Origin of the sequence: Azonexus hydrophilus, from assembly GCF_038368255.1 — a bacterium.
GTDB classification, from domain to species: Bacteria; Pseudomonadota; Gammaproteobacteria; order Burkholderiales; family Rhodocyclaceae; genus Azonexus; species Azonexus hydrophilus.
Window position 1 is genome coordinate 2,438,704 of record NZ_CP151406.1, and the last position, 26,124, is coordinate 2,464,827.

The 26,124-nt window shown below is 63.6% G+C and carries 23 protein-coding genes; 11 read left to right on the plus strand and 12 right to left on the minus strand.

Going from position 1 to position 26,124, the window contains the following annotated elements; genetic code table 11:
• Positions 1-39 precede the first annotated feature (39 nt).
• Complete coding sequence (locus AADV58_RS11780) at positions 40-273, minus strand: hypothetical protein (protein WP_157272471.1); 234 nt, start codon at positions 271-273, stop codon at positions 40-42.
• Positions 274-398: 125 nt separating this feature from the next.
• Here AADV58_RS11780 and AADV58_RS11785 point away from each other — a divergent pair, with 125 nt between their 5' ends.
• Entirely contained in the window at positions 399-1,397 is a 999-nt protein-coding gene (locus tag AADV58_RS11785) for a LysR family transcriptional regulator (RefSeq protein ID WP_341743288.1), read from the plus strand.
• Here the strand turns inward: AADV58_RS11785 and nudC are convergent.
• The 5 genes from nudC to AADV58_RS11810 form a co-directional block, all read right to left on the minus strand.
• Positions 1,394-2,152, minus strand: coding sequence for an NAD(+) diphosphatase (nudC, locus tag AADV58_RS11790; RefSeq protein ID WP_341743289.1), 759 nt, complete (start codon positions 2,150-2,152; stop codon positions 1,394-1,396). The two genes, AADV58_RS11785 and nudC, sit on opposite strands and share 4 nt — an antisense overlap.
• Before the next feature lie 15 nt (positions 2,153-2,167).
• Positions 2,168-3,379, minus strand: a complete 1,212-nt coding sequence (locus tag AADV58_RS11795; RefSeq protein WP_043421263.1) for an MFS transporter — start codon at positions 3,377-3,379, stop codon at positions 2,168-2,170.
• Between the two features lie 12 nt (positions 3,380-3,391).
• A complete protein-coding gene (locus AADV58_RS11800; protein WP_028995029.1) occupies positions 3,392-4,633 on the minus strand; it encodes a uracil-xanthine permease family protein in 1,242 nt (413 codons plus the stop codon).
• The gene (upp, locus tag AADV58_RS11805; RefSeq protein ID WP_341743290.1) at positions 4,630-5,262 is read right to left on the minus strand and encodes a uracil phosphoribosyltransferase; all 633 of its coding nucleotides are present in this window, start codon (positions 5,260-5,262) and stop codon (positions 4,630-4,632) included. Before upp ends, AADV58_RS11800 begins: the two co-directional genes overlap by 4 nt.
• Before the next feature lie 253 nt (positions 5,263-5,515).
• The gene (locus AADV58_RS11810) at positions 5,516-8,002 is read right to left on the minus strand and encodes a hybrid sensor histidine kinase/response regulator (protein ID WP_051295385.1); all 2,487 of its coding nucleotides are present in this window, start codon (positions 8,000-8,002) and stop codon (positions 5,516-5,518) included.
• A gap of 124 nt (positions 8,003-8,126) precedes the next feature.
• Here AADV58_RS11810 and AADV58_RS11815 point away from each other — a divergent pair, with 124 nt between their 5' ends.
• From AADV58_RS11815 to AADV58_RS11830, 4 genes are all read left to right on the plus strand, one after another.
• Complete coding sequence (locus AADV58_RS11815; protein WP_051295384.1) at positions 8,127-9,164, plus strand: hypothetical protein; 1,038 nt, start codon at positions 8,127-8,129, stop codon at positions 9,162-9,164.
• Positions 9,161-10,849, plus strand: a complete 1,689-nt coding sequence (recJ, locus tag AADV58_RS11820; RefSeq protein WP_341743291.1) for a single-stranded-DNA-specific exonuclease RecJ — start codon at positions 9,161-9,163, stop codon at positions 10,847-10,849. The genes AADV58_RS11815 and recJ overlap by 4 nt, the downstream gene beginning before the upstream one ends.
• A 169-nt stretch (positions 10,850-11,018) precedes the next feature.
• Positions 11,019-11,198 carry a hypothetical protein gene (locus AADV58_RS11825; RefSeq protein WP_281983343.1) on the plus strand — a complete coding sequence of 60 codons (180 nt, stop codon included), beginning with the start codon at positions 11,019-11,021 and terminating at the stop codon, positions 11,196-11,198.
• A 128-nt stretch (positions 11,199-11,326) separates the two neighbouring features.
• Positions 11,327-12,310, plus strand: a complete 984-nt coding sequence (locus tag AADV58_RS11830; protein WP_341743292.1) for an alpha/beta hydrolase — start codon at positions 11,327-11,329, stop codon at positions 12,308-12,310.
• Positions 12,311-12,381: 71 nt separating this feature from the next.
• On the opposite strand, the gene AADV58_RS11835 is transcribed toward AADV58_RS11830, so the two are convergent.
• The 3 genes from AADV58_RS11835 to AADV58_RS11845 form a co-directional block, all read right to left on the minus strand.
• A complete protein-coding gene (locus AADV58_RS11835; RefSeq protein WP_245580535.1) occupies positions 12,382-14,514 on the minus strand; it encodes a sensor domain-containing protein in 2,133 nt (710 codons plus the stop codon).
• 144 nt (positions 14,515-14,658) lie between these two features.
• On the minus strand, positions 14,659-15,549 hold the full coding sequence (locus AADV58_RS11840; RefSeq protein ID WP_281982338.1) for a nitrate- and nitrite sensing domain-containing protein: 891 nt from the start codon (positions 15,547-15,549) through the stop codon (positions 14,659-14,661).
• 7 nt (positions 15,550-15,556) lie between these two features.
• The gene (locus tag AADV58_RS11845; protein ID WP_281982340.1) at positions 15,557-16,747 is read right to left on the minus strand and encodes a methyl-accepting chemotaxis protein; all 1,191 of its coding nucleotides are present in this window, start codon (positions 16,745-16,747) and stop codon (positions 15,557-15,559) included.
• 270 nt (positions 16,748-17,017) lie between these two features.
• Here AADV58_RS11845 and prfB point away from each other — a divergent pair.
• Together prfB and AADV58_RS11855 are read left to right on the plus strand one after the other, a co-directional pair.
• Positions 17,018-18,122, plus strand: a protein-coding gene (prfB, locus tag AADV58_RS11850; protein ID WP_341743293.1) for a peptide chain release factor 2 whose coding sequence is annotated in 2 segments (ribosomal slippage) — positions 17,018-17,098 and positions 17,100-18,122 — 1,104 coding nt in all. Because the reading frame shifts where the segments join, the coding sequence is not laid out codon by codon here.
• Entirely contained in the window at positions 18,119-18,445 is a 327-nt protein-coding gene (locus AADV58_RS11855) for a cupin domain-containing protein (RefSeq protein WP_341743294.1), read from the plus strand. The genes prfB and AADV58_RS11855 overlap by 4 nt, the downstream gene beginning before the upstream one ends.
• On the opposite strand, the gene AADV58_RS11860 is transcribed toward AADV58_RS11855, so the two are convergent.
• On the minus strand, positions 18,446-19,384 hold the full coding sequence (locus AADV58_RS11860) for a nucleoside recognition domain-containing protein (protein ID WP_341743295.1): 939 nt from the start codon (positions 19,382-19,384) through the stop codon (positions 18,446-18,448). It abuts the gene before it with no gap.
• A gap of 127 nt (positions 19,385-19,511) precedes the next feature.
• Here AADV58_RS11860 and lysS point away from each other — a divergent pair, with 127 nt between their 5' ends.
• The 4 genes from lysS (at position 19,512) to AADV58_RS11880 (ending at position 24,950) form a co-directional block, all read left to right on the plus strand.
• Positions 19,512-21,005 carry a lysine--tRNA ligase gene (lysS, locus tag AADV58_RS11865; RefSeq protein ID WP_341743296.1) on the plus strand — a complete coding sequence of 498 codons (1,494 nt, stop codon included), beginning with the start codon at positions 19,512-19,514 and terminating at the stop codon, positions 21,003-21,005.
• 128 nt (positions 21,006-21,133) lie between these two features.
• A complete protein-coding gene (locus AADV58_RS11870; protein WP_341743297.1) occupies positions 21,134-21,652 on the plus strand; it encodes a hypothetical protein in 519 nt (172 codons plus the stop codon).
• Entirely contained in the window at positions 21,652-23,571 is a 1,920-nt protein-coding gene (mnmC, locus tag AADV58_RS11875; protein WP_341743298.1) for a bifunctional tRNA (5-methylaminomethyl-2-thiouridine)(34)-methyltransferase MnmD/FAD-dependent 5-carboxymethylaminomethyl-2-thiouridine(34) oxidoreductase MnmC, read from the plus strand. The genes AADV58_RS11870 and mnmC overlap by 1 nt, the downstream gene beginning before the upstream one ends.
• 107 nt (positions 23,572-23,678) lie before the next feature.
• Positions 23,679-24,950: a bifunctional O-acetylhomoserine aminocarboxypropyltransferase/cysteine synthase gene (locus AADV58_RS11880; protein WP_341743299.1), complete on the plus strand. Its 1,272-nt coding sequence runs from the start codon at positions 23,679-23,681 to the stop codon at positions 24,948-24,950.
• Positions 24,951-25,019: 69 nt separating this feature from the next.
• Here AADV58_RS11880 and AADV58_RS11885 read toward each other — a convergent pair whose 3' ends face one another.
• Entirely contained in the window at positions 25,020-25,673 is a 654-nt protein-coding gene (locus AADV58_RS11885; protein ID WP_043421253.1) for a GNAT family N-acetyltransferase, read from the minus strand.
• A 16-nt stretch (positions 25,674-25,689) separates the two neighbouring features.
• Positions 25,690-25,947, minus strand: a complete 258-nt coding sequence (locus AADV58_RS11890) for a YjhX family toxin (protein WP_028995014.1) — start codon at positions 25,945-25,947, stop codon at positions 25,690-25,692.
• Positions 25,948-26,124 lie beyond the last annotated feature (177 nt).

Consider the following 26,124-nt stretch of genomic DNA (forward strand, 5'->3'; position numbering starts at 1 on the left):
CCGACCGCAAACGAAGCGCGCGCTTTCACCGGCGCGTGTTCATGCGGCAGGGCGAGCGAGACTGCCTCGGCAGTCTCGCAAATATCCTGTTGCACGCCGCAACACGCGGACCAACAGCGCAACAGTCAAAGCAATCAGCCTATCCTGCGCCACCTTGATCTCGGCACGCCGCATTGCCTCGGCGCGCTCGACGGCCTGCTCGTAGCGGCGACCCCGCCGTTCGGCATCGCGCGCGGCAAGGGGCAGCGCCCCCGGGCGGTCGATCTGGCTCATGGCAATCTCCTTCACAAGTAACGGTTCGCACTTTATTGCTACAACCGAATATCGGAAACCGCCGAAAATGCAGATTGCTATTGCAGTTTTTGCAAAACAATAAATTCCCGTTCATACTGCCAGGCATGCAACTGAACCTGACCGACGCCGCCCTCTTCGTCCGCGTTGCCGAACTCGGTACGCTTTCGGCGGCAGCGCGCGAGCGCAACGAGCCGGTCAGCCAGGTATCGCGCGCCATCGCCCGCATGGAGGCCGCACTCGGCGTCCGCCTCCTGCATCGCAGCACGCACGGCCTGTCGCTGACCGATGAAGGCGACACCTTCCTCGCCCACGCCCGGCGCATGCTCGACATCGCCGCCGAAATGGACAGCGAGTTGAGCGGCAAGCTGGCCGGGCCGAGCGGACTGGTCCGCATCTGCATCAGCCCCATCCTCGCCCAGATGGTCATCGTCCCCAGCCTGCCCGGGCTGTACGCGCGCCACCCGGGGCTGCAGATCGACATCCTGGCCGACGACCGGGTTTCCGATCTGGCTCGCGACGGCATCGACATCGCCATCCGCGCCGGCGTCGACAACGCCGAAAGCCTGGTCATCCGGAAAATTGGCGAACATGGCCGCAGCCTCTACGCCGCCCCCAGCTATCTGGACAAGTTCGGCACACCGGCGACCCCGGCCGATCTGGCAAAACACCGGCTGATTGCCAACAGCGCCAGCCAGTCTCTGAATCGCTGGCCATTCAGGAAATCGACGCAGGACAGCAGCGAATGGGACAGCACCGCCGCCGTCTGGCAGTCGGCCAACAAGGACAAACGGCTGGCCCGTAGCAACCGGACCGACATCCTGCTGGTCAAGGGCCACACCCGCGCCGACAGCACTTCCATCGTCCTCGCCCTGGCGCTCGAAGGCATCGGCATCGCCCGCCTCAACGAGTTATTGGTCTCGCCGTTGGTCCGGCGCGGGCAACTGCGCCAGGTACTCGCCGACTACACCGACCGCGAACGCATTCCCGTGTACGCGGTGATGCTGCAGGAACGCCACCGCCTGCCCAAGGTTCGTGCTTGTCTGGATTACTGGCAGGAATGTTTTGCCGCGATGCGCACGCACCGCGACGACGACGCGGTTTAAGTCGCCAGCGCCGCGTCGATCAGGCGCCGCGCAATACTCACCGGATCGGGCAGCAGCGGCAGTTCAGCCGGCAGGTACCAGCCGGCATCCTCGATTTCACCGGGCTGCGGCGTGATCGTCCCGCCGGCGTAATCGGCGAAGAACGCGATCATCAGCGAATTGGGAAACGGCCAGGGCTGGCTGGAGAAATAGCGCAGATTGGCGATCTCGACGCCGACCTCCTCGCGCACTTCGCGCACCGCGCATTGCTCCAGCGTCTCGCCCGGCTCGACGAACCCGGCCAGCGCGCTGTACACGCCCGGCTTGAAATGCGGACTGCGTGCCAGCAGCAGCCTCTCGCCATCGCGCACCAGCACCATCACCGCCGGCGACAGACGTGGATAAGCCAATAGGCCACAGGCCGGACAGCGCATCGCCGGCTCGTCCGCCACGATTTCGGTTGGCGTGCCGCAACGGCCGCAATAACGGTGATTGGCCTGCCAGTCGAGCAGTTGCGTCGCCCGACCGGCGAGCGCGAAAATTTCCGGACCGGCCAGGGTGAAGATGGCGCGCACGGAAACCGGTTCGGCGCCGGGTATTTTCGGGAATTCGGCGACGTCGACCGCAACATGGCGACATTCCGGCGATTCGCTGACGATCAGCGCCCGCTCCGGATTGCCGAAATCGGCAGCATGGCCCACCGGGAACTGTGCGCCATCGGCCAGGAACAGCAAGCGATGCTCGCAACGCAATATCCAGTAAGTCGTCTTGTCCATGATGGCTCCGGAAAGTCAGGCGTTACGGCCGTGCATGACGATGCGTGAGGCGCACCAGATCGCCGCCAGGTTGGCGACCACGGCAACGTAGCCGACCAGCGGATAGCCGACCATGCGACCGCTATCGTCCATATTGACCAGGAAACCGGCCAGCGTCGTCGCCAGCCCCATCGCCAGGGACTGCACGGTACCGTTGAGCGACATGAAGGTGCCACGCAGTTTCGGCTGCGCCGCTGAGGCGATGATCGCCATCGCCGGGATCATCCGCCCTGACAGCAACACGAAGAAGCTGGTCGAACAGATCAGCCAGCCCCACAGCGGCAGCACACCGACATGCGTCAGCACCAGCAGCGGCACCATTGCCAGCAGGCCGACCCGGCGATAGATCTCGACCTTGCCGTGATGGTCGGCCCAGCGCCCGATCAGCCGGGCGCTGATGAAGGTGGCGAAGCCGCCGACCAGGTAGACGATGGGAATGTCCGCCTGGGCGATGCCGACGTTGCCTACCGCGTAAATCGTGATGTACGGAATCACCGTGAAACCGGAAAAGATGATCAGCGCGGAAAACAGCAAGGCGCGCAGGTGGTTGCCATCGGCAAGCACACTGAAGGTATCGGAGAGCAGATGTGCGCGCTTTTCCTCAGCAAGGTGATGCCGCAGTTCCGGCAGGAAACGCAGGCCGACCAGCATGAAGACAACGCCCAGTAATGCGATCAACGCGAACGGCGCGCGCCAGCCCAGATGATTGGCCAGCCACAGCGACAGCGGTACGCCGGCAATGGTCGACAGCGAAAAGGCGCTGGCCACGATGCCGCTGGCCCGCGCCCGGCGTGAGAACGGAATCGCATCGCCGATCATGGTGTGGATCAATGCCCCCATCACCCCGCCGAACACCCCGGCCATCCCCCGCGCCAGCAGCAGCGTCGAATACCCCGGGGCCAGCGCACAGGCCAGCGTCGCCAGCGCGAACAGCGCCACGACCACCAGCAACAGCCGCTTGCGCTCGAAGCGATCGACGAAGGTCGCTGCCAGCACCCCGGAAACCGCCGCACTGAAACTGTAGGACGCGACCAGCAAGCCGAACTCGTGCGTATCAATGCCGAAAGCGGTCATCAGGATCGGGCCGAGCGGCATCATGATCATGAAATCGAGCACATGGCTGAACTGGATGCCAGCCAGGGTCACCAGAAAGAAACGCTCGACGCGTGGGGAAAGCTCGGTAGTCATCAGGGATGCAGATCAACGCACCTTGTCTGACTCCGTCGGCTCGGCCGGCAGCAACAGGTTGAGCAGCACCGCCAGCACGCCGCACAGGCTGATGCCCTGCAGCGAGAAGCTGCCGATGGTCACGCCCAGGCCGCCGATGCCGGTGACCAGGGTTACCGAGACGATGCACAGGTTGCGCGCGCTGGTCAGGTTCACCTTGGCGTCGAGCAGCGTCTTCAGGCCGATGCCGGCAATCGAGCCGAACAGCAGCACCATGATGCCGCCCATCACCGGCATCGGGATGGTCTGCAACAGCGCGCCGAACTTGCCGACGAAGGCCATAAGGATGGCGAAGCCGGCAGCCCAGGTCATCACCACCGGGTTGTAGTTCTTGGTCAGCATGACGGCGCCGGTCACCTCGCCGTAGGTGGTCACCGGCGGGCCGCCGAACAGGCCGACGACGTTGACCGCCAGGCCGTCGCCGAACAGCGTGCGGTGCAGGCCCGGGCTTTCGGTATAGTCCTTGCCGGCCACCGAGCCGATGGCGAGGATGCCGCCGACGTGCTCGACGATGGGCGCAATCGCCACCGGGATCATGAACAGGATCGCCGCCAGGTTGAATTCCGGCGTGCCGAACTCGGGCACGGCAATCCACGCCGCCGCCGTGACCTTGCTGAAATCGACGATACCGACGAACAGCGAGACGGTGTAGCCGACGGCGACACCGACCAAAATCGGCACCAGCTTGAGCAGGCCGCGCGCGCGGATGGCAGTGAGCATGGTCGCCAGCAGCGAGATGGCGGCGATGGCGATGGCCGTTTCGTAGGGCACGACCTGGGCATCGCCGGCCTTGCCAGTGGCCATGCTGACCGCAACCTGGGCCAGACCGAGGCCGATGACCATGACCACCGGGCCGATCACCACCGGCGGCAGCAGCTTGTGGATCAGGCCGACGCCACGCCATTTGACCAGCGCCGCGGCGACGTAATAGAAGAAGCTGGCGGCGGCGAGCGCGCCGAGCGTGGCGTTCATGCCCCAGGTCTGCACCGAATAGATCACCGGCGCGATGAAGGCAAAGCTGGAGCCCAGGTAGATCGGCACCTGGCGCTTGGTGCATAGCTGGAAGATCAGCGTGCCGACGCCGGCGCCGAGCAGCGCCAGGCTCGGGTTGAGGCCGGTGAGCAGCGGCACGAGGACGGTCGCGCCGAAGGCGACGAAAAGGATTTGCGCGCCGGACAGGGCGGTGCGCCAAACGGGGTCGTGGGTGTGACTCATGATTCCTTGGTTCCGAAAATCTTGTCGCCGGCATCGCCGAGGCCCGGGATGATGTAGCCGTGCTCGTTGAGATGGCTGTCGATGGCGGCGGTGTAAATCTGCACGTCGGGATGCGCTTTCTCCATCGCCGCGATGCCTTCCGGCGCGGCGACCAGGACCAGCGCCTTGATCTGCTTGCAGCCCTTGCGCTTCAACATGTCGATGGTGGCGATCAGCGAGCCACCGGTCGCCAGCATCGGGTCGATGATCATCGCCAGGCGCTCGTCGAGCTGGCCGACGAAGCGCTCGAAATACGGCTCCGGCATCAGCGTCTCGTGGTTGCGGGCAATGCCGACGACGCTGACCTTGGCGTTCGGGATCAGGTCGAGAATGCCGTCAAGCATGCCGATGCCGGCACGCAGGATGGGCACCACGGTGACCTTCTTGCCCTTGATCTGCTCGATTTCGACCTCGCCGCACCAGCCTTCGATCTGGCGGGGCTCAAGCTCGAAATCGCGGCAGGCTTCGTAACTCAGCAGGCGCGCCAGCTCGGCGGTCAGCTCGCGGAATTTCTTGGTACTGATGTCGCCTTCCCGCATCAGTCCGATTTTGTGTTTGACCAGGGGATGGCGGACTTCGATCACCGGCATGAACTACCTCGCGTGCGTTTGCAGAAAGGGGGAAGGTTAATCGATTCGGGGCGACCGCGCAGTTGACTAGGCGCAATTTCCATCCGGATTCCCGACGAACGAATTATCACCGGCCACCAGGCAGGCGTACGCAAGGCAAAGGGGATATCCGGTATCGCTGAAAGTGAATATCTACCCCGCCACCTTCCGCCACCCCTTCCCCTCGTTGCTGTCATTCGCTCCACCGAAGGTCAAACAGCTACAAACCAACCGTTCAGCCCCGATGCTGCTCAAACCATTTGAGCAGCATCGCGTAGAGAATTTCTGGCTTAACCGGCTTGGAAAGAAAGTCATTCATGCCTGCGTTAAAGCACCTTTCCTTGTCTTCGGCAAAGGCATTGGCCGTCATCGCCAGAATGGGCGTCGTCTCGCAGCCGGACAATTGCCGTATCTGCCGGGTTGCATCCAGTCCATCCAACACCGGCATCTGCATGTCCATCAGGATAGCGTCGTAATCGCCTGAACAGGCTTTCTCGACGGCTTGCTGGCCGTTCTCCGCCATATCGACGGCGAGGCCCACATCCTCCAGCAGCATTTGGGCAATTTCCCGGTTGATCGGCTCATCTTCCACCAACAGGATGCTCTTGCCAGCATGGTCACGCAGCAGGATTTGCTCGGCGGTTTCGTTGCCGGTATGGGTGGCTTGTGCAGTTGTTGTGGGCGTTTTCTGGAGAACAGCGGTGAACCAGAAGATGCTGCCCTGGCCGGGCGTGCTGGTGACACCCGCACCGCCCCCCATCACTTCGGCGATTTTCTTGGTAATAGCCAGCCCAAGTCCGGTGCCGCCGTATTGGCGAGTAGTCGAATTGTCGGCCTGCTCGAAGGCCGTGAAGAGTCTGGACTGTGCTTCGGGACTAATGCCGATACCCGTATCTTCAACTTCGAAACGCAGCGTGGCGGTGTCGTTGGTTTCGGCTTCTTGCGTTACTCGCAGGGTGACATGACCCCGCTCCGTGAACTTGATGGCATTAGCGGCATAGTTGAGCAGGGCTTGTTGCAGTCGAGTGGGGTCGCCGTGAAACTGAGGCAAGGAACTCGTTTCGATGTTGAAGCGCAGGCCCTTGTCGCGGGCTTTCTGGCCGAGCATCGAGTCAACATTGACGAGCAGGGCCTCAACATGGACCGGGAGGTCTTCCAGGACGAACTTGCCTGCTTCGATCTTGGACAGGTCGAGTACCTCGTTGATGACCTCAAGCAGATGCTTGCCGGCGCTTTCGATCTTGTTGATTTTATCTATCTGCAACGGGGCCAAGCCACTACGGCGAAGGATGTGTGCCATGCCGGTGATGGCATTGAGCGGGGTGCGGATTTCGTGGCTCATGTTGGCCAGGAAGGTACTCTTTGAAATGTTGGCGGCCTCCGCGGCTTCTTTGGCAATCCGAAGATTGTCTTCAGTCTGGCGACGGCGGCTCTTTTCAATGGCCAGCGCTACCAGCGCGGCCGCGCTGGTGATAAAGGCAATATCTTCCGGTTCCCATACCTTAGCCTTGCCAATGTGTTCGAGACACATGACGCCCCAAAGTTTATCGTTGACGTGAATTGGCACATCAAGCATTGAGTTGATGCCGAGCGGTATCAGATAGTCAGCGGAAAACTCGCAGGTGCCAGCATGGGTGTGTGCGTCATTGGCAACAATTGGCTCGTCCCTCTCGATGTGCTTGAAGTAGGCGGGGTAATCGGCTCTCGACAAGGCAAACCCTGATGTATGTTTTTGGCCTGTTGCCCCCCAAAGATCACGGCAGTGAATTGTTTGAAGGTCTTCGCTCAGTTGCCAGATGCTGACTCTGGCAATATCGAGGGTGCCGGCTATCTTTTCCAATACAAAGGCAAAGGCGTCATCCAGACTGGCACTCAGCTCTGGCGAGCGAATGATATGAGACAGGCTCTCCTGACTCGTTTGTAAGCGGGTTCGGCTTGATAACAATTCGTCAATATGTTTTTTGACGTCATCATGCGCAACCCTGAGTTCTATCGTGCGCTCTGTTTCACGCCTCCGCAGACGCCACAGTTGCCATGCCAACGATACGGCAAGCAAGACGAATACAACACGCAGTTGGAAAGCTCTTTTTTCAGCTGCATTGACAGCAGCGAGCGTGCGCTGGTCAGAGAGCACAATGGCTTCTCCGATTGATCTCATGATACCCAGCTTGGCTTCATGGTAGCGGGCGTCGTGCAGCATCTCGACGGTGCGTTGTTGATCGTCTGGTGCCGGCGGCTGCATTTTTTCCAGCAATGCCATGGCGGCGAGCTCGATCTTTGCCAGTTCATCCGAATCACTCTTGGCCTCGGCCAGTTTGGCGAATTCCGGCTCGGCGAACCCGGCCTGCTGCATCAGTGCCATCAAAGGGATTGCCTCGGCAAATGGGCGAGGTCTTTGGTCGCTGGGACCGACCAGATCCCAATAGACGTACTGATAATTGACCGGACGTGGTTTTTTACCGTCGCGGATATCGAGGATTTCTTGGAAATGCCGCTTGTAGATCGGGTTGCCCGTTACAGCGTAGGTTCGCACCATACGTGTCAGGTCGTCGGATGACTGGCGCAATTCTTCCGCCAATAGCAGCGAGGCATGTCGCTGTTCGTTGGCGGCATCGATACGTTTCTCGGCGGCAACATAAAACACGAAGGTCGCCAAGGTCATGCCGAGCAAGACGAGCGTTACCGGGACGCGATTTAAGAGGTTGAGGAGCTGCTTGAGCATGAAGAAACACTACTATGGGGCGCAAGACATCGTCCAGTGGTTTATCAACCACTGATCAACACCCACCGCAAGCGCCCCCCGCCGCAGTGATAAACTCGCGCCTTCCCCCGATGAGTGCTGTACCGTGCGCCTGACCCTGCTTGTTCCCGAATTGATCTGGCCCGAACCGGGCGACCCGTTGACGCTGGACAAGTTGCCGGCGCCGGGTTTCGAGTGGTTGGACGGGCATGCGGTGTTCCGGCGTTCGGCGCCGGTTTCGCTCGAACAATCGTTGGTCGAGCTGTTCGGTGTGCCGGCTGGTGGACCGGCGGCGTTCCGGCGCTTGGGCGAAGCGGGTGCGGTCGCCGAAGATGGGCACTGGCTGTGCGCCGATCCGGTGCATCTGCGTTTTCATCACGAGCGCATCGTGCTTGCCGATGCCGGGGCTTTCGATGTGGACGAGACTGAGGCGCAGGCGCTGGTGGCAGCGCTGAATGCCGAGTTCGCCGACATCGGCGTGTTTCATGCGGCGACGGCGCGGCGCTGGTATCTGCGTCTGCATCAGCCGGCCGAGCATGTCGCTGCGCCGCTTTCCGCCGTCGCCGGGCGGCGCATGGACAGCGACCTGAGCGACAAGACTTCGCCGCTGCACCGCTGGCTGAACGAAGTGCAGATGTTCCTGCATTTACACCCGGTCAACGCGGCGCGGGCCGGCGCCGGCAAGCCGGCGATCAACAGCCTGTGGTTGTGGGGTGCGGGGACTGCCGGGCAGCCGGCGGCAGCCTTCGATGCGCTGTTCGCCGATGATACGCTGGCCGTCGGCCTGGGCCGCGCTGCCTGCTTGGCCGTGCATGGCCGACCGGAAAATCTGGGTGAAGTGCTCGCCGCCAAGGTGCAGGCGCCGCTGGTCGTGCTTGATCAATTGCTGCCGACCATCCTCTACGAAAACCCGGAAGGCTGGCGGCAGGCGTTTACCGATCTGGACAGCCACTGGTTCGCCCCGCTGCGCGCGCAACAGGGCAAGACCGTGCACCAGCTCGACATCGTCGCCCCGACCATCTACGGCCGGCTGCAGTGGACAATCACCGGCGGCGAGCGCTGGAAATTCTGGAAGAAGGGCCGCTCGCCGGCCGCCATTGCCAACGCGCTGGCCGCCACAGCGCCGGAAGGAAGACCGTCTTGACCCGCATCGTCACCCGCAGCGCGCCCCAGCGTACCGTCTGGCAACTCGAACAACAGGGCCTGCATCCCCTGCTCGCCCGGCTCTACGCCGCGCGCGGCGTTACCGACAAGGCCGAACTCGATTACGAGCTGAAATCCCTGCTGCCGCCCACCGCGCTGACCCACGCCGGCGACGCCGCCAGCCTGCTCGCCGACGCCATCGAGGCCGAGGCAAAAATGCTGATCATCGGCGACTACGACTGCGACGGCGCCACCGCCACCGCCGTCGGCATGCGCGCCTTGAAAGCGCTCGGTGCCGACGTCGATTTCCTGCTGCCCGACCGCTTCAAGCTCGGCTATGGGCTGTCGCCGGAGATCGTCGACGTCGCCGCGCAGCAATCGCCCGACCTGATCATCACCGTCGACAACGGCATTGCCAGCCTCGAAGGCGTCGCCCGCGCCCAGCAGCACGGCATCGCCACGCTGATCACCGACCATCACCTGCCCGGCGAATCGCTCCCCGACGCCGACTGCATCGTCAATCCCAACCAGCCCGGCTGCGACTTCCCGTCGAAGTGCATCGCCGGCGTCGGCGTGATGTTCTACGTGATGCTGGCGCTGCGCGCCGAACTACGCGAGCGCGGCTGGTTCGCCGAGCGCCCGGAGCCCAACTTCGCCGACCTGCTCGACCTCGTTGCACTGGGCACCGTCGCCGACGTCGTCAAGCTCGACCGCAACAATCGCATCCTGGTCAGCCAGGGCCTCAAGCGCATGCGCGCCGGCCGGCTGCAGCCGGGCATCGCGGCGCTGTTCAAGGCGGCCGGGCGCGATCCGCGCAAAGCCACCGCCTTCGACCTCGGCTTCCTGATCGGGCCGCGCCTGAACGCCGCCGGCCGCCTCGCCGACATGCGTCTGGGCGTCGAATGCCTGCTCACCGACGACCCGGCGCGGGCGCTCAACATCGCCCAGGAACTCGACAACTTCAACCGCGAACGCCGCGAAATCGAGGCCGGCATGCAGGAACAGGCGCTCGCCCTGCTTGAGTCGATGGACGTCGATGCCGCCGCACCCGGCGTCGCCCTGTTCGACCCGGGCTGGCACGAAGGCGTCGTCGGCATCCTCGCCTCGCGCATCAAGGACAAGCTGCACCGGCCAGTGTTCGCCTTTGCCCAGGGCGAAGGCGATATCGTCAAGGGCTCCGGCCGCTCGATCCCCGGCCTGCACCTGCGCGATGCGCTCGACCTCGTCGCCAAGCGCGCGCCCGGCCTGCTCGTCCGCTTCGGCGGTCACGCCATGGCGGCCGGCGCCACCATCAAAGCCGGCGATTTCGAACGCTTCCAGGCGCTGTTCGCCGAAGTCGCCGGCGAACTCCTCGCCCCGTCCGACCTCACCCGCACGCTGGAAACCGACGGCCCACTCGAAGGCGGCTACATCAGCCTGGAAACCGCCAAGCTCCTGGAAAACGAAATCTGGGGCCAGGGCTTCCCGGCACCGCTGTTCGTCGACGAATTCGAAGTCGAACAACAGCGCGTACTCAAGGAAAAGCACCTGAAACTGCGGCTGCGCAAAGGCAACAGCCGGATCGAGGCGATCCAGTTCAACTTCGCCAATCAACCCGGCCACAGCACCCGCGCCGCCTACCGGCTGTCGGTCAATGAATACATGGGCGTCGAGAATCCGCAGTTGATGATCGAGTACCTGGAGTAAGCGGACTTTCAACGCCCTCCAAGGATGAGGCAAAACGGTAGCAACCGCCTTCATCCTGCCGTAACACGCCATTGGCAAGCTGATCTGGCAACGACACCTTTCCCGCGAGGTTGTAATGACAGAGATGCTGTTTTGCTATTGCTGCCGTGTGCATCACCCCAAGGAAGAGATGCGACTGTTCCGGACCCGCCAAGGCTATCGCTGGCGCTGCTTGCGCAGCATTGAAGCCGCCAGCCGCAATCATGGCGAACGCGACGCCTTCGGCCAGCAACAGACAGCGCTCAACCGCGAAATCTCCCGGCGCGCCGCGGAACATAACTGGCGACTACGCCAGATCGCCGAAACCTGACCCAATTTCCGGCAGCACGCCGTCGCCCGCGACGCCCAAACAAACCGATTGACATATTCCATTCAGCTACTAAGCTTGATGACAATCGCCTGCGGAGGCGCTACGCAAATACCCACGGGAGAAAGCCGATGCTGTTCATCACCAGCCGCATGCCGACGGTTAACACGGAACCCGCGCTGAACAAGGATTTCGTGTTCGACCTGCAGAACAATTCGTCGAGCCGCAGTTTCTTCTGCTGCACCCGGCACAAGAAGGGGAAATACGAGGAAATCGGCAGCATGAACCTGCTGAAGTCATTGAAAGCGGCGAAAGTCCGGCAGGTGCTGGTATACATCCACGGTTTCTCCAATCTGCCGGAAGATGTTTTCGCAGCGACCGAGGAATTGCAGAAGCTGTGCGACAAGAAGAAGTCTGGTGAAGTCCTGGTGCTGCCGCTGGTCTGGCCATGCGACGCCGACCTCGGCATCATCAAGGATTACTGGGACGACCAGAAGGCTGCCGACCAGAGTGCCTTCACCTTCGCCCGGGTGATGCAGCGCTTCATGGAATGGCGCAACTCGGTCGAATACGACCCGGAAGACGATCCCTGCCTGAAGCGGATCAACCTGCTGGCGCATTCGATGGGCAACCGGGTACTGCGCCAGACGCTCTCCAACTGGAAACACTACGACCAGCCGCAGGGTTTACCGCTGCTCTTCCGCAACACCTTCATGGTCGCCGCCGACATTCTCAACGAATCGCTGCACAAGGGTGAGGCAGGCGAACTGATCAGCCATGCCTCGCGCAACGTCATCGTTTATTACGCCTCCGACGACCTGGCGCTGCGCGCCAGCAAGGTCTCCAACCTGAAGAACGGCGAGGCTTCACGCCGACTTGGCCACTCCGGACCGGAAAACATGGAGCTGACGCCGAAGAACGTCTACGCCGTCGATTGCGATGACGTCAATACACTTTACGATCCGCCCAAAGGGCATTCCTACTTCCGTTCCGGCCTCAAGAAGGGCCAACCCGGCATTGTCTTCGAGCACATTTTCGAGACCCTGGTGAGCGGTCGCGTCTTCCCGAACGAGGAATACCGAAAATCGAGCATCCTCAGTCTGAACAAGGCCTGAACCCCCGCCGGCACACCGCGGTGCCGGCCTTTGCCGGATTCCCGACGCTGATCGCGGGGTCCGGCATTTTTTCAACCACCGGCCAGATAGGCGGCGATTTGCTCGACCGGCATCGGCCGGGCAAAGTAATAACCCTGGAATTCCTGACAACCGAGCGCATTGAGCACGGCAAGCTGGGTCTGCTGTTCAACCCCTTCGGCGACTACCCGCAGGTTCAGGCTGTGCGCCAGTGAAACGATGGCGCGGGTAATCGCCAGTCCGCCATTGCCCTGATCGCATTCGAGCACGAAGGAGCGGTCGACCTTGAGAATGTCGATCGGGAAACGCTTGAGGTAGGCGAGCGAGGAATAACCCGTGCCGAAGTCGTCGACCGCGATGTAGACGCCCATCGCTTTCAGTTCATTGAGCACGGCCAGCGTGCGCTGGACGTCGCCCATCAGCACGCCCTCGGTGATCTCGAGTTCGAGGTTTTCCGGCGGCAGGCCGGCTTCGGCGAGAACAGCGCGGACCAGCGCGGCCAGATCCTTTTCGCGAAACAGGCTGGGCGAAATATTGACCGCCACGCGCAGATGCCCGTGGCCGGCAGCCCGCCACCTGGCCGCTTCCCGGCAGGCGGTGCGCAGCACGAAAACCGTCAGTTGTCCGATCAGCCCATTCTCTTCGGCCAGCGGAATGAAGCGCACCGGCGACACGCTGCCGAATTCGGCGCTCTCCCAGCGGACCAGGGCCTCGAAACCGAAGGGACGGCCTCGCGCATCGACCTTGGGTTGATAGACGACGTGCAACTCTTCCTGCTCGACTGCCCGACGCAGCGCCGAGTCGAGCGCCAGGCGATCACGCGCCTCGGCATTCAGCGATTCGGTGTAGAACTGGAACTGCCCTTTGCCCAGTTTCTTGGCATGGTGCATGGCCGCGTCCGCATGGCGGAGCAGGACGCCGAGCTCGGCGCCGTCATCGGGAAAGACGCTGACGCCGATGCTGCAATCGACGCGGACTTCCTGGCCGTCGAGCATGACCGGTTCGCCAATCGCGTTACGAACCCGGCGCAGGATATGCAAGGTATCGCTGAGGCCGCCGTCGTCGCCAAGGATGAGCACGAATTCATCGCCGCCGTAACGGGCGACGGTGTCGGTATCGCGCAGGCAGGACCTGAGCCGGCGGGCCACTTCGACCAGCAGTTTGTCGCCGGCGCCGTGCCCCAGGCTGTCGTTGATCAGTTTGAAGTTGTCGAGATCGACGAAGGCCAGCGAGCCCTTGGTCCCCCGACGCTGGGCCAGGTTGAGCAATTGCTGCAGTCGGTCCTGGAGCAGATTGCGGTTGGGCAGCCCGGTCAGCGGATCGTGCGTCGCCTGGTATTCGAGTTGTTGGCGGTAATTGTGCTGGGCGGTCACATCTTCGACCGTCCCTTCGTAATACAGCGCCTCGCCTTCCGGGCTGTACACCACGTGGGCATGTTCGGAAATCCAGATGCGGCTGCCGTCGCGGCGATAGACCTCGGATTCGAAATCGGTCACCCGCCCGTGCTCGCGGATCAGGGTCTTGAATTCCTCACGACGCCCGGCCTCGACGTAGAGTCGGCCGGCGATGTCGGACAGGCCGGCGATCAGTGCGTCCGGCGTCTCGTAACCGTAGAGTCCGGCCAAGGCCCGGTTGGCGGCGAGGTAATGACCGTCGATCGAGGTCTGGAACATGCCGACCACCGAATCCTCGAAAATGCTGCGGTAGCGCAGCTCGGCATCGGCCAGTTGACGCTGGCTCTCGACCTGTTCGGTGACATCCTCGATGAAGCCTTCGAGTACCCGCTGCCCTTTCTCGTCGAGCACCACGGCACCGCGTTCAAGCACCCATTTGACCGCACCGCGCCGATGCACGATCCGGTACTGGACACGGTAACGGCCGCTGCCGGCCATCGCCGTCGAAATCGCCCGGCGGACCACGGCCCGGTCTTCCGGATAGGTGATCACCTCCAGCGACGTGACCTTGTTGTATTCGAGTTCGTCCGGGCAGTATCCGGTCAGCTCGCGACTGCCATCGCTGACGAAATGCATCGTCCACTGCTCGTCAATGGCACAGCGAAAGACCATCCCATCCAGGTTGTGCACAAGCACCTGCAGCACGCGATCAGTGTCGATGCCATTCCAGGCAGATTCACGACGCTTGCGCAGGACAGGAAGAAAACCGTTGGGTGGTGCAATATCGTTCACGATGCAGATACATTGAGTCAGTACGATGAATCATTAGCAAAAATCTTGCCTGCTCAAATTCAAGCACTTTTCGCAGTATTTCCGGGAAAAACATAATAATTCGCCAGCTTCCGAACAGTGACGCACCAGCACGGTGCAAATGATTCAGGAAAGCGCATAACTGCCCCCCGGGCGCCCGACCGATGCACCAATTCCGGCATCGGACAACACCCGGCCGTTGTCGGCAATCCACGCAAATACCGCATCGACTGCGCGCGTTGCGTCGTCGAAGTATTCCTGGGCGCCAACCGCCACCCCACCGGCCCCGAGCACCCGCTGACGCAGCAAGCGCACCATGTGCTGGACGGCATGCTCGGCCTGGCGGTTCATCGCCCCGCCCTCGCCGGCCTGCTTGAGGATGGATTCGGCCCGGGCAATCAGGAACAGCAGCCGCACCCGGGCAACCGCCGAGCAGTGGCCACGCGTGGTCACGCTGAGGCCGACGGCGCGCGCCTGGCCCAGGCATTCGGTCAGCGCCGGCAGGCGGATCGCGTAATTGCGTACCAGGTTGCGTTCACCGCGTCCGGCAACCAGCGGCTCAAGGCGGGCTTCGCCAAGGGCGGCCAGCCAGCGCAGCAACTGTTCGATCAACTGGCTGTGCTCGACGATGCTCTGCTCGACCGACAACTGCCCCAGGCGTTCGCGCAAACCGCCCCAGCGATGCCGGAACAGGCTGAGCTCGTTGGCCGTCAGACAGGGATGGGGTTTGCCGGACTCGCTGTCGGCCAGCGGCCGCAGTGCCTGGAACAGGCCCTCGATTTCCCGGGACTTGTTCTCCAGCTTGCTGCCGAATCCCTTGTCACCGGCCAACCAGGCCGAGCTCATGCCGCGGTGCTGCTGGAAATGCGCCGTCAGTGCCAGCAAGGTCCGGCAGGCGTCGAGGTTGAGTTCGAGCGACTGGCCGGCGTCGCGCCGGCTGTGCCGGTGATGTTGCACCAGCGTCAGCAGCGCGATCAGCACGGCTGCGCCCAGGAGCGAATAAATGACCCAATCCATGGTTGCCTCACTCGTATTGATATTGGTTCAGGGCGCCGTTCAACTGCCCGGCCAGCTCGCTCAGGTAACGCGACAGCTCGCTGTTCTCGCTGACCAGATGCTCGTTGGCATCGGCCAGTTGCGCCACCTGCTCGATGTCGCGGGCGATGTTCTGCCCGGCCTCGCTCTGTTCGCGGCTGGCGGCCGCGATGTCGCGGATCAGTTCCAGCGTGCGCTGGGCGTTTTCCTCGACCCGGCGCAATTCGCCAACCGCCTCGCCGGCATCGGTCAGGCTGTTCGTCGCCTCGTCGCGGGTCTGCGCCATGGCGGCGATCATCCCGTCAACTTCGTGCCGGACGCCCTCGATACGCTCGCCGATCTCGCGGGTGGCAACGCTGGTCCGTTCAGCCAGCTTGCGCACCTCGTCGGCGACAACCGCAAAACCGCGCCCCTGCTCGCCGGCGCGCGCCGCCTCGATGGCGGCATTGAGCGCCAGCAGATTGGTCTGGGTGGCAATATCGGAAATCAGTCCAACGATGGTATCGATTTCGCGCGAGCGCTCGCCGAGTCGTGCCGCGCCGGCCGCCGTGCGCTCCACCGTCGCGGCCAGGCCGGACAGGCTGTCGGACAGGCTGCCGACCCGACTGGCGCCGGCCAGCGCCATCTGCCGCGATGCTTCGGCCACGCCGGCGGCGCCCTGCGCACTGTCGCTGGTGACGCCGAGACTGACGGTCAATTGCTCCAGCGTGGCCGACGAGGAAAAAGTGATGTCGCGCTGCCGGCGCACACCGGCATCGCCGCCGCTGGCGTTCTGCTTGCTCTCGCTGGCGACGCTGGAAATCTCCTGCGCCATCCGGGCGAAAACCAGAAACAGCCCGGCCAGCGAGCGGGCCATGCCGTTCAGGCGCTCGGCCAGCGGCGCCAGGACACCGCAATCGCGGCCGTCAAGACGGGCCACCAGCTTGCCGCCGGCCAACTCCAGCGCGAAGCGGTCGATCTGCACCAGCCCCTGCTCCAGGCCACGGACCAGACGCAGCGACAACCAGGCCGACAGCAGCAGCACGCCACCACCCAGCCAGCCGAGGTAAGCCGGCCAGCCGCCGGCAAATCCCAGCGCGATGGCGGCGCCGGCGGTGACCGCCAGCAACCAGCAGGCAAGCTGGGGACCACGTAAATTGACCAGCAAAGGTCGTGAAACAGGCACATCGCTCTCTGTCATGGGGCCCTCGTCATTGATTGACTGTTGTGCAGTGCAATATGCAAGAGCCTTGCCAACCGGAACCCAAAAATCATCACTATTGAAATCAACGAGATAAATAAAAACACCATTCGCTGATACAGCAAAAATCCCAAAATCGGGGCATCGCGGATGCGCATCGCCGCAAAGCACGCACCAGCCTGGTGCTGCCCTCTCCAATGCACAATCCGGTCGGCATCGCCGTGCCCGGCAGCTATAATTGCGTCTTTTCAAAGCATTGGAATTTGTCTCATGGAAGCAGAACGGCTGAACAGCATCTCCAACAAGCTCGACGACCTGGCGCAGCGCGCCGACGAGCTACGGAGGTATCTTTGACTACGATCACAAACGTGAGCGTCTGACCCTCCTCAACCAGGAGATGGAAGACCCGAAGATCTGGGACGACCCCAAGCGTGCCCAGGAACTCGGTCGTGAGAAGAAGGCCCTGGAAGACATCGTTCTCGTCCTCGAAGACGTCGATGGCGCGATCAACGACGGCCGCGAACTCTTCGCCATGGGCAAGGAAGAAGGCGACGACGACACGCTGCTGTCGGTCGAAGCCGACAATGCCGGCATCGAGGAAAAAGTCGGCAAGCTCGAATTCCGCCGCATGTTCAACAACCCGTCCGACCCGATGCCCTGCTTCCTGGAAATCCAGGCCGGTGCCGGCGGTACCGAAGCCCAGGACTGGGCGTCGATGCTGCTGCGCATGTACCTGAAGTTCGGTGAAAAGAAGGGCTTTTCCGTCGAGGTCATGGAAGAGTCGGAAGGCGACGTCGCCGGCATCAAGAGCGCCACCGTCAAGTTCACCGGCGACCACGCCTACGGCACGCTGCGCACCGAAACCGGCATCCACCGCCTGGTCCGCAAGTCGCCGTTCGACTCGAACGCCCGCCGCCACACCAGCTTCACCTCGGTGTTCGTGTTCCCGGAAGTCGATGACTCGATCGAAATCGCCATCAACCCGGCCGACGTGCGTACCGACACCTACCGCGCTTCCGGCGCCGGCGGTCAGCACATCAACAAGACCGACTCCGCCGTGCGTCTGACCCACGTCCCGACCGGCATCGTCGTGCAGTGCCAGAACGACCGTTCGCAGCACCGCAACCGCGACGAAGCCTGGCAGATGCTGCGCGCCCGCCTCTACGAGTTCGAACTGCGCAAGCAGCAGGCCGAGCAGCAGAAGCTGGAGGATGCCAAGTCCGACATCGGCTGGGGCCACCAGATCCGTTCCTACGTGCTCGACCAGAGCCGGATCAAGGATCTGCGCACCAACTTCGAGACCGGCAACACCCAGGCCGTGCTCGACGGCGACCTCGACGACTTCATCGAGGCCAGCCTGAAACAGGGCGTGTGACGCCCAACCTGTTCGCCGGATTGCCGTCGGCCGCGCTGGCCGACGAGCAATTCGCGAGCATTCTGCAGCGCCCGGGACTGCGCATCGAGCGCATCGTTTCCACCGGGCAGGCCAGCCCGCCGGATTTCTGGTACGACCAGGACGAAGGCGAATGGGTGGTGCTGCTGCAGGGCGAAGCGAAACTGCGCTTCGCCGACGAAGCCGACGCCCGCCAGCTGCGCGCCGGCGATTTCATCGACATTGCCCCGCACCGCGAGCACCGCGTCGACTGGACGGCGCCCGATCAGGTCACCGTCTGGCTGGCCGTCTTCTACGCTGCCTGATCAGGCAAAGACGATGTGGCCGACGGTGCGCAGCGCGATGCCGATGCAGGCACCGAGCGCCGCCGGTTTCCATACCTTGGCGACACGCGGCCCGGCCGCGATCAGCACGGCAACGCCGGGCAGGTCGAAGGGCGAGATCAGGAAACCGGCGCTGCTGTTGAGCAGTTCGACGCTGACCTGACCGGCGCGGCGCATTTCGTCCATCACCCCCATCATCGCCGTGCCGCCGGCCAGGTACTTGGTCAGCGCCGGCAGCACCAGCGCCCGGTCGATCGCCAGCGCATCAAGCAGCGGCGCCAGCAAGGTCGTCAGCAGGTCGATCGCGCCCAAAGTGCGCAAAGCGGTGACCACCACCAGCGACAGCACCAGCATCGGGATCGCCCCGACCGCCAGCTTGAAGGCCTCGGCGCCGGCGCGGTTGATCACGTCGAGCACGCCCTTGGCGCTCTCGGCCACCGGATGCGAAAGGTGTTCGTCGACCACGCCCTCGGCCGCCGACAGCGCACGACCGAACAGGTAATAGGTCGCCGCCGCCGCAGTCAGGCCGCCGAGCAGCGACCACAGCAGGGTCAAGCCGATGTCGAGGCCCATGGTCATCATCGGCAGCGCCGCATTGGCCTGCGACATCGCGAAGACCATCGCCAGCGTCGCCGCGATGTGGCGATCCGACGCCCCGCGCTGATCCATCATGGTCAGCGTCGCCATCGGCGCGGCAAAGCTGACGAAGTTGATCTGCAGTGCTGCGAATACGCCCAGCCCGGTCAGGCCGAAGGGCTTCAGCACCGGCGCCAGTTTCGCCACCACCCAGTCGAGCGCGCCGCGCGCTTCGAGCAGGCGCATCAGCGACAGCATCACCACCATCACCGGCAGCAGGATGAAAAGGGAAAGCTCGACCGCCGAGCGGCCGGCCTTGAGGAGTATTTCAATCAGGATTTCCATGGGGCGGGATTATGGCATTGGCGGGAAGAATTGCCCCCTTTCCCTTGTTCCGCCCCCCCGAATCGGCGAAAATCTCCCCTTTCCGCGCCAGCCAGCGCCAAACCCCGATTTACCCAAGGATTTCCCGATGTCCAACGCCGAACAGCAACAAGACGAGAACCACATCATCGCCGAGCGCCGCGCCAAGCTGGCCGAGCTGCGCCAGGGTGGGGTCGCCTTCCCGAATGACTTCCAGCGCGAGAACACCGCGCAGAAGCTGCACGACGGCTACGGCGAGAAATCGGCCGAAGAACTCGAAGGCCTGCCGGTCGAAGTCAAGGTCGCCGGCCGCATGATGTTGAAGCGGGTCATGGGCAAGGCCTCGTTCGCCACGCTGCAGGACGTCTCCGGCCGCATTCAGGTCTATGTCGCCCGTGACAAGGTCGGCGAGGACGTCTACGCCGCCTTCAAGGGCTGGGACCTCGGCGACATCCTTGGTGTCGTCGGCACGCTGATGAAGACCAAGACCGGCGAACTGACCATCCAGGCCAGCGAAATCCGCCTGCTGACCAAGTCGCTGCGCCCGCTGCCGGACAAGTTCCACGGCCTGGCCGATCAGGAGATGAAGTACCGCCAGCGCTACGTCGACCTGATCATGAACGAGGAAACGCGCTTCACCTTCCGCGCCCGTTCGGCCATCGTCCAGTCGATCCGCAACTACATGTGCGGCCACGGCTTCATGGAAGTCGAAACGCCGATGATGCACCCGATCCCCGGCGGCGCTGCGGCCAAGCCCTTCATCACCCACCACAACGCGCTCGACATGCAGCAGTTCCTGCGCATCGCGCCGGAGCTCTACCTCAAGCGCCTGGTCGTCGGCGGTTTCGAGAAGGTCTTCGAAGTTAACCGCAACTTCCGCAACGAAGGCCTCTCGCCCCGCCACAACCCCGAATTCACGATGATGGAGTTCTACGAGGCGTACGCGAACTACCACACGCTGATGGACTTCACCGAAGGCCTGATCCGCCACGCCGCACGCGAAGCGCTGGGCAAGGAAGTGTTCCAGTACCAGGGCCGTGAGCTGGACCTGTCCAAGCCCTTCCACCGCCTGACCATCACCCAGGCGATTCAGCGTGAGCAGCCGTCGTTTACCGACGCGCAACTGGCCGACGCCGAGTTCCTCAAGGCCAAGATCGTCGCCTTCGGCGAGAAGGTCAAGCCGGGTGGCCTCGGCAGCCTGCAACTGCAGCTGTTCGAAGCCTGCGCCGAAGCCCAGTGCTGGGAGCCGACCTTCATCATCGACTATCCGGTCGAAGTCAGCCCGCTGGCCCGCGCCTCCGACAGCAACCCGGAGATCACCGAACGCTTCGAGCTGTTCATCGTCGGCCGCGAAATCGCCAACGGTTTCTCCGAGCTGAACGACGCCGAAGACCAGGCCGCCCGCTTCCAGGAACAGATGAAAGCCAAGGACGCTGGCGACGAAGAGGCGATGTATTACGACGCCGACTACATCCGCGCGCTGGAATACGGCCTGCCCCCGACCGGCGGTTGTGGCATCGGGATTGATCGCTTGATCATGCTGTTGACCGACTCCCCGGCCATCCGTGACGTCATACTCTTCCCCTCGATGCGTCCGGAGTAAGGCATGGCTGCGCTTGGCGATACGGCGTTGCATCCGGCCTTGCATAGCGCTGCTATGCGGCGGCCGGCTGCGCCTTGTCTCGCCTGCGCTCGCTCATGCCTTCGCCGATTCATCGTACAGAAAACCTGATGCATATCCGTCAGCTCCAGGTGGCTTGCGACGCGGTTCAGGATCGGCTGACCCTGCGCGTTGCGACGCAGGCCAACGAGGAGTTCCGGGTATGGATTACCCGGCGTTACCTGCGCGAATTATGGCCGCATCTGGTGACCATGCTTGCCGGGCATCTGGCGGCTCGGCCGCAGGCCGTGGCAGAAAAACCGGCGGCTGCAGCCGCGCCGCAGTCGAGCTTTGATCAGCCGTTCAAGGAAGACAACCCCAGCTTTCCGCTCGGATCGACACCGCTGCTGGCCAGCGAAGCGACGCTGACGGCAAGCGGCGACGGGCTGGCCCGACTGATCTTCCGCGAGGGGCGCGAGCGCAGTTTCACGCTGAATCTCAACAGCGAACTGATGCAGGCGTTGTGCGCCATGCTGCGCAAATCGGCCGAGCAGTCCGGCTGGGCGCTGGCACTCGATTACGCGCCGAGCGCCGCGGCCGAATCACCGACTATGCCGGCCGACGACCAGAAACCCGGCCTCCTCCACTAGTGGAAGCGCTGCGCCCCGCCCGACTCGAATTCGCCGACGACGGCACCCCCTGGTCGAGCGCCTACGGCGATGTTTATCACTCGGCCCATGGCGGCCCGGCGCAGGCGCGCCACGTCTTTCTCGGCGGCAACGAACTGCCGCAGCGCTGGCAGGGGCGCGACCGCTGCGTCATCCTCGAAACCGGCTTCGGCCTCGGGCTGAACTTCCTCGCCACCTGGCAGGCCTGGCGCGCCGACCCGCAACGCTGCCGGCGACTGCATTTCGTTTCCTTCGAGAAGCATCCCTTCTCCACCGCCGACCTCGCCATCGCCCAGCGCGCCTGGCCGGAGTTCGCCGAACTGGCGGCGCAACTGCAAGCTCGCTGGCCGCTGCTGACGCCGGGCGTGCATCGCCTTTTCCTCGACGAGCGGCAGGTCGTCCTTACCCTGTTCTTCGGCGACGCGACGACGCAGTTGCGCCAGCTCGACGCCTCGGTCGACGCCTTTTTCCTCGACGGTTTCTCGCCGGCCAGGAACCCCGAACTATGGACGCCGGAACTGTGCCGCGCGCTGTCGCGCCTCGCAGCACCGGGCGCCACGCTGGCCACCTGGTCGGTCGCCGGCCACGTCCGGGCGGCGCTGGAAGCCGCCGAGTTCGACCTGGAAAAACGCCCCGGCTTCGCCGGCAAGCGGCAGATGCTGCACGGCCGCTTCCGTTCGCGCCGGCCCGATCGCCACGCACTGCCAGCCGACCGCCGCGCCGTCGTCATCGGTGCCGGCATCGCCGGCTGCACGGCGGCCAGCGCCCTGGCCGGCGCCGGCTGGCAGGTCGACATCATCGAGCGTGCGCCGACACCGGCCACCGGCGCCTCGTGCAATGTCGCCGGCGTGCTGCGCCCCTTGCCCAGCGCCGACGACAACCGTCTGTCGCGCCTGACCCGCGCCGGCTACCTGGCCACCCGCGCCCTGCTGCAATCGTTGCCCGACGCCCGCTGGTCGCCCTGCGGCGTCCTCCACCTCGGCCGCGAGCCGCTGCACGAGGCGACCCAGCAGCGTGTCGTCGACCGCCTGCAACTGCCCGCCGAACTGCTGCAGTTCGTCGACCGCGAGCACGCCGGCAAAATGCTCGGCCTGCCGGTCGAGGCTGGCGGCTGGTGGTTCCCGCAGGGTGGCTGGGTCAATCCGGCCTCGGTCTGCCGCGCCGCGCTGGCGGCTTTTCCCGGGCGCATCCGCGAACACTACGGCGTCACGGTCGACCGCCTGGAAAGTACCCAAACCGGCTGGCGCCTGCTCGCCGCCGACGGCAGCGAGATCGCCAGCGCGCCGGTGGTGGTCATGGCCGCCGGCGTCGGCGCCCCGGCATTCGCCGAATTCGCCTGGCTGCCGCAGAAAAGCGCCCGCGGCCAGGTCACCCACCTGCCGCCCGACCCCGCGCGCACGCTGGCGCACGTTGTCTGTCGCCACGGCTATGCGATGCCCGAGGTCGACGGCATCCGCCTGACCGGCGCCACGCTGCAGCCGAACGATCCCGATCCTTCCGTACGCGCCGACGATCACGCCGAGAACCTGGCCCGGCTGCGCCTGAGCCTGCCCGGCTACCTCGGCCCGGAAGACCCGGCGCCGCTGGCCGGCCGTACCGGCTTCCGGCCGATGTCGCCGGACCGCCTGCCGATCGTCGGCGCCTTCCCCGACCCGGCCACGATCCAGGGCCAGCCGCGCCTGCCGGCGCTGCCGCGCCACCCCGGTCTGTGGTGCGTGCAGGGCTTCGGCGCGCGCGGCATCGTCTGGTCGGCGTTGATGGCCGACCTGCTGGTGAGCCGCCTGGAAGGCGACCCGCTGCCACTGGAAATCGACCTCGTCGATGCCGTCGATCCCGGCCGCTTCCTGCTCAAATCGCGCGCCCGGCCGCAAGACGACGATGCCTTCGACGACCGCACGTGAATAAGCTTAGCTGCAGAAGTGATTGGCAGAATCCGCCGGTCATGGTTAATCTGCGCAGGCTCCTGTAGACTTTTTCCTTTGACCACAAAAGCAAGAGAGACACACGCATGAAGATCGAAACCCTCGCCGTACACGGCGGCTACAGCCCGGACCCGACGACCAAGGCCGTCGCCGTCCCCATCTACCAGACCACCTCCTACGCCTTCGACAGCACCCAGCACGGCGCCGACCTGTTCGACCTCAAGGTCGCCGGCAACATCTACACGCGGATCATGAACCCGACCCAGGACGTGCTGGAAAAGCGCGTCGCCGCGATGGAAGGCGGCGTTGCCGCGCTGGCCATGGCCTCCGGCATGGCGGCGATCACCGCGTCGATCCAGACGATTGCCGAAGCCGGCGACAACATCGTCACCTCGTCCACGCTGTACGGCGGCACCTACAACCTGTTCGCCCACACCCTGCCGCAGTACGGCATCGAAGTGCGCTTCGCCGACTACCGCGACCCGGACGCCTTCGAGAAGCTGATCGACGCCAGGACCAAGGCCGTCTTCTGCGAATCGGTCGGCAACCCGCTCGGCAATGTCACCGACTTCGAGAAGCTCGCCGAAGTCGCCCACAAGCACGGCGTGCCGGTCATCGTCGACAACACCGTGCCCTCGCCCTACCTGTGCCGCCCGTTCGAGCACGGCGCCGACATCGTCGTCCATGCGCTGACCAAGTACCTCGGCGGCCACGGCAATTCCATCGGCGGCATCATCGTCGATAGCGGCAAGTTCCCGTGGGCCGAGCACAAGACGAAGTTCAAGCGCCTCAACGAGCCGGACGTCTCCTACCACGGCGTCGTCTATACCGAAGCGCTCGGTGCTGCCGCCTACATCGGCCGCGCCCGCGTCGTGCCGCTACGCAACATGGGCGCCGCGATCAGCCCGTTCAACGCCTTCCTGATCCTGCAAGGCATCGAAACCCTGGCCCTGCGCATGGACCGTATCTGCGACAACTCGCTGAAGATCGCCCAGTTCCTGCAGAAGCATCCGAAGGTGAGCTGGGTCAATTACGCCGGCCTGCCCGACCACAAGGACCATGCGCTGGTCCAGAAATACATGGGCGGGCGCGCATCCGGCATCCTCAACTTCGGCGTCAAGGGCGGTCGCGAAGGCGGCGGCAAGTTCCAGGATGCGCTGCAACTGGTCACCCGCCTGGTCAACATCGGCGACTGCAAGACCCTCGCCTGCCACCCGGCGTCGACCACGCACCGCCAGCTGTCGCCGGAAGAACTGGCCAAGGCCGGCGTCTCCGAAGACATGATCCGCCTGTCGGTCGGCATCGAGCACGTCGACGACCTGATCGCCGATCTCGATCAGGCACTCAACGCCGCCTGATCGACGCACTCAGTCAGAAAAAACCCGGCCACAACAGGCCGGGTTTTTTTCATGGCTTCGGACTTTCCGCTAGGCCACGACGGCGCGCACCAGCATCGAAAACAGATCCTGCGAATACTGGTGCTTCTTTTCCTTGGGCGGGAAATTCGCGTCATAGGCTTCCGCATCGGCAGCAGCGAATTCATACACGGTACTGGTCTGCAGTTTCCACTGCGGACTGGCGGCAAAGAAGCCCGGACGCAACTCCAGTACCAGCAAGGCCAGGGGGTAGCTACCGTCGATGGCGCTGACACCGAAATCCTTGCCGGTCTTGAAACCGTGTTTGCAGTAATTGTGCGGGTCACCGAGGATGATGATCGCCGGATAGCCCCGCGCCGCCGCCAATGCCCGGGTATGAGCGATCAGCGCCGTACCGACGCCCCGCCGCTGCCAGGCCGGATGCACGCACAAGGGCCCGAAAGTGGCCGTTTCCACGCGCTCGCCCAGGGCGTTGATCACCCATGAGCGGGCGTACATGATGCTGCCGACGATCTGTCCATCGACCTCGGCGACAAAAGTCAGGTCGGGCAGAAAGTCTTCGTGCGTCCGCAAGCGATGCGCGGTGTAGTGCTCGTCGCAGCCCGGCCGGTAGAGATTCCAGAAAGCCTCGCGATTGAGCAGCGCGACCGCCTGATGGTCGGCTTCCGTTTCAGGACGGATTTCGATCTTGATCGTAGTTTTCATGTTTCAGTCCAGTGGATTACTGATTGTCGAGTTGCGGACGAACGGCGCGCAAACCGCTTGCGTTGATCCGGTAGGGGAGTCCGTCCTTTGAGCTGATCAGGCGCTTGCCTCGCAGCTTTTTAAAGACGGAAAGCGTACAGTCCGCCAGCACAAAGCCTTCGCGGGTGTAACAGTCGATGGAAGTGATGTGGCCCTGTTCATCGCGCCTATGGACGATACGGCCACCTTTGGCGAGGACGTGCAAAGTCCTCTGCTCGGGTCTTGAAAGGTTCATTTTTGAGAGTCTGTAGCAATCAAATGCAGGACAGCGGCCACCCTGATCAGGGTGATCGCGACGGTTCTTGCATGGCGATAACAGACAGTCCGGACTTCGGGACTGTGTTATCGGATTGCTACACTCTCCAACATACTGAGCCTGTCAAAAGGTATGGGGGTCAGCGCCGTGGTTCCA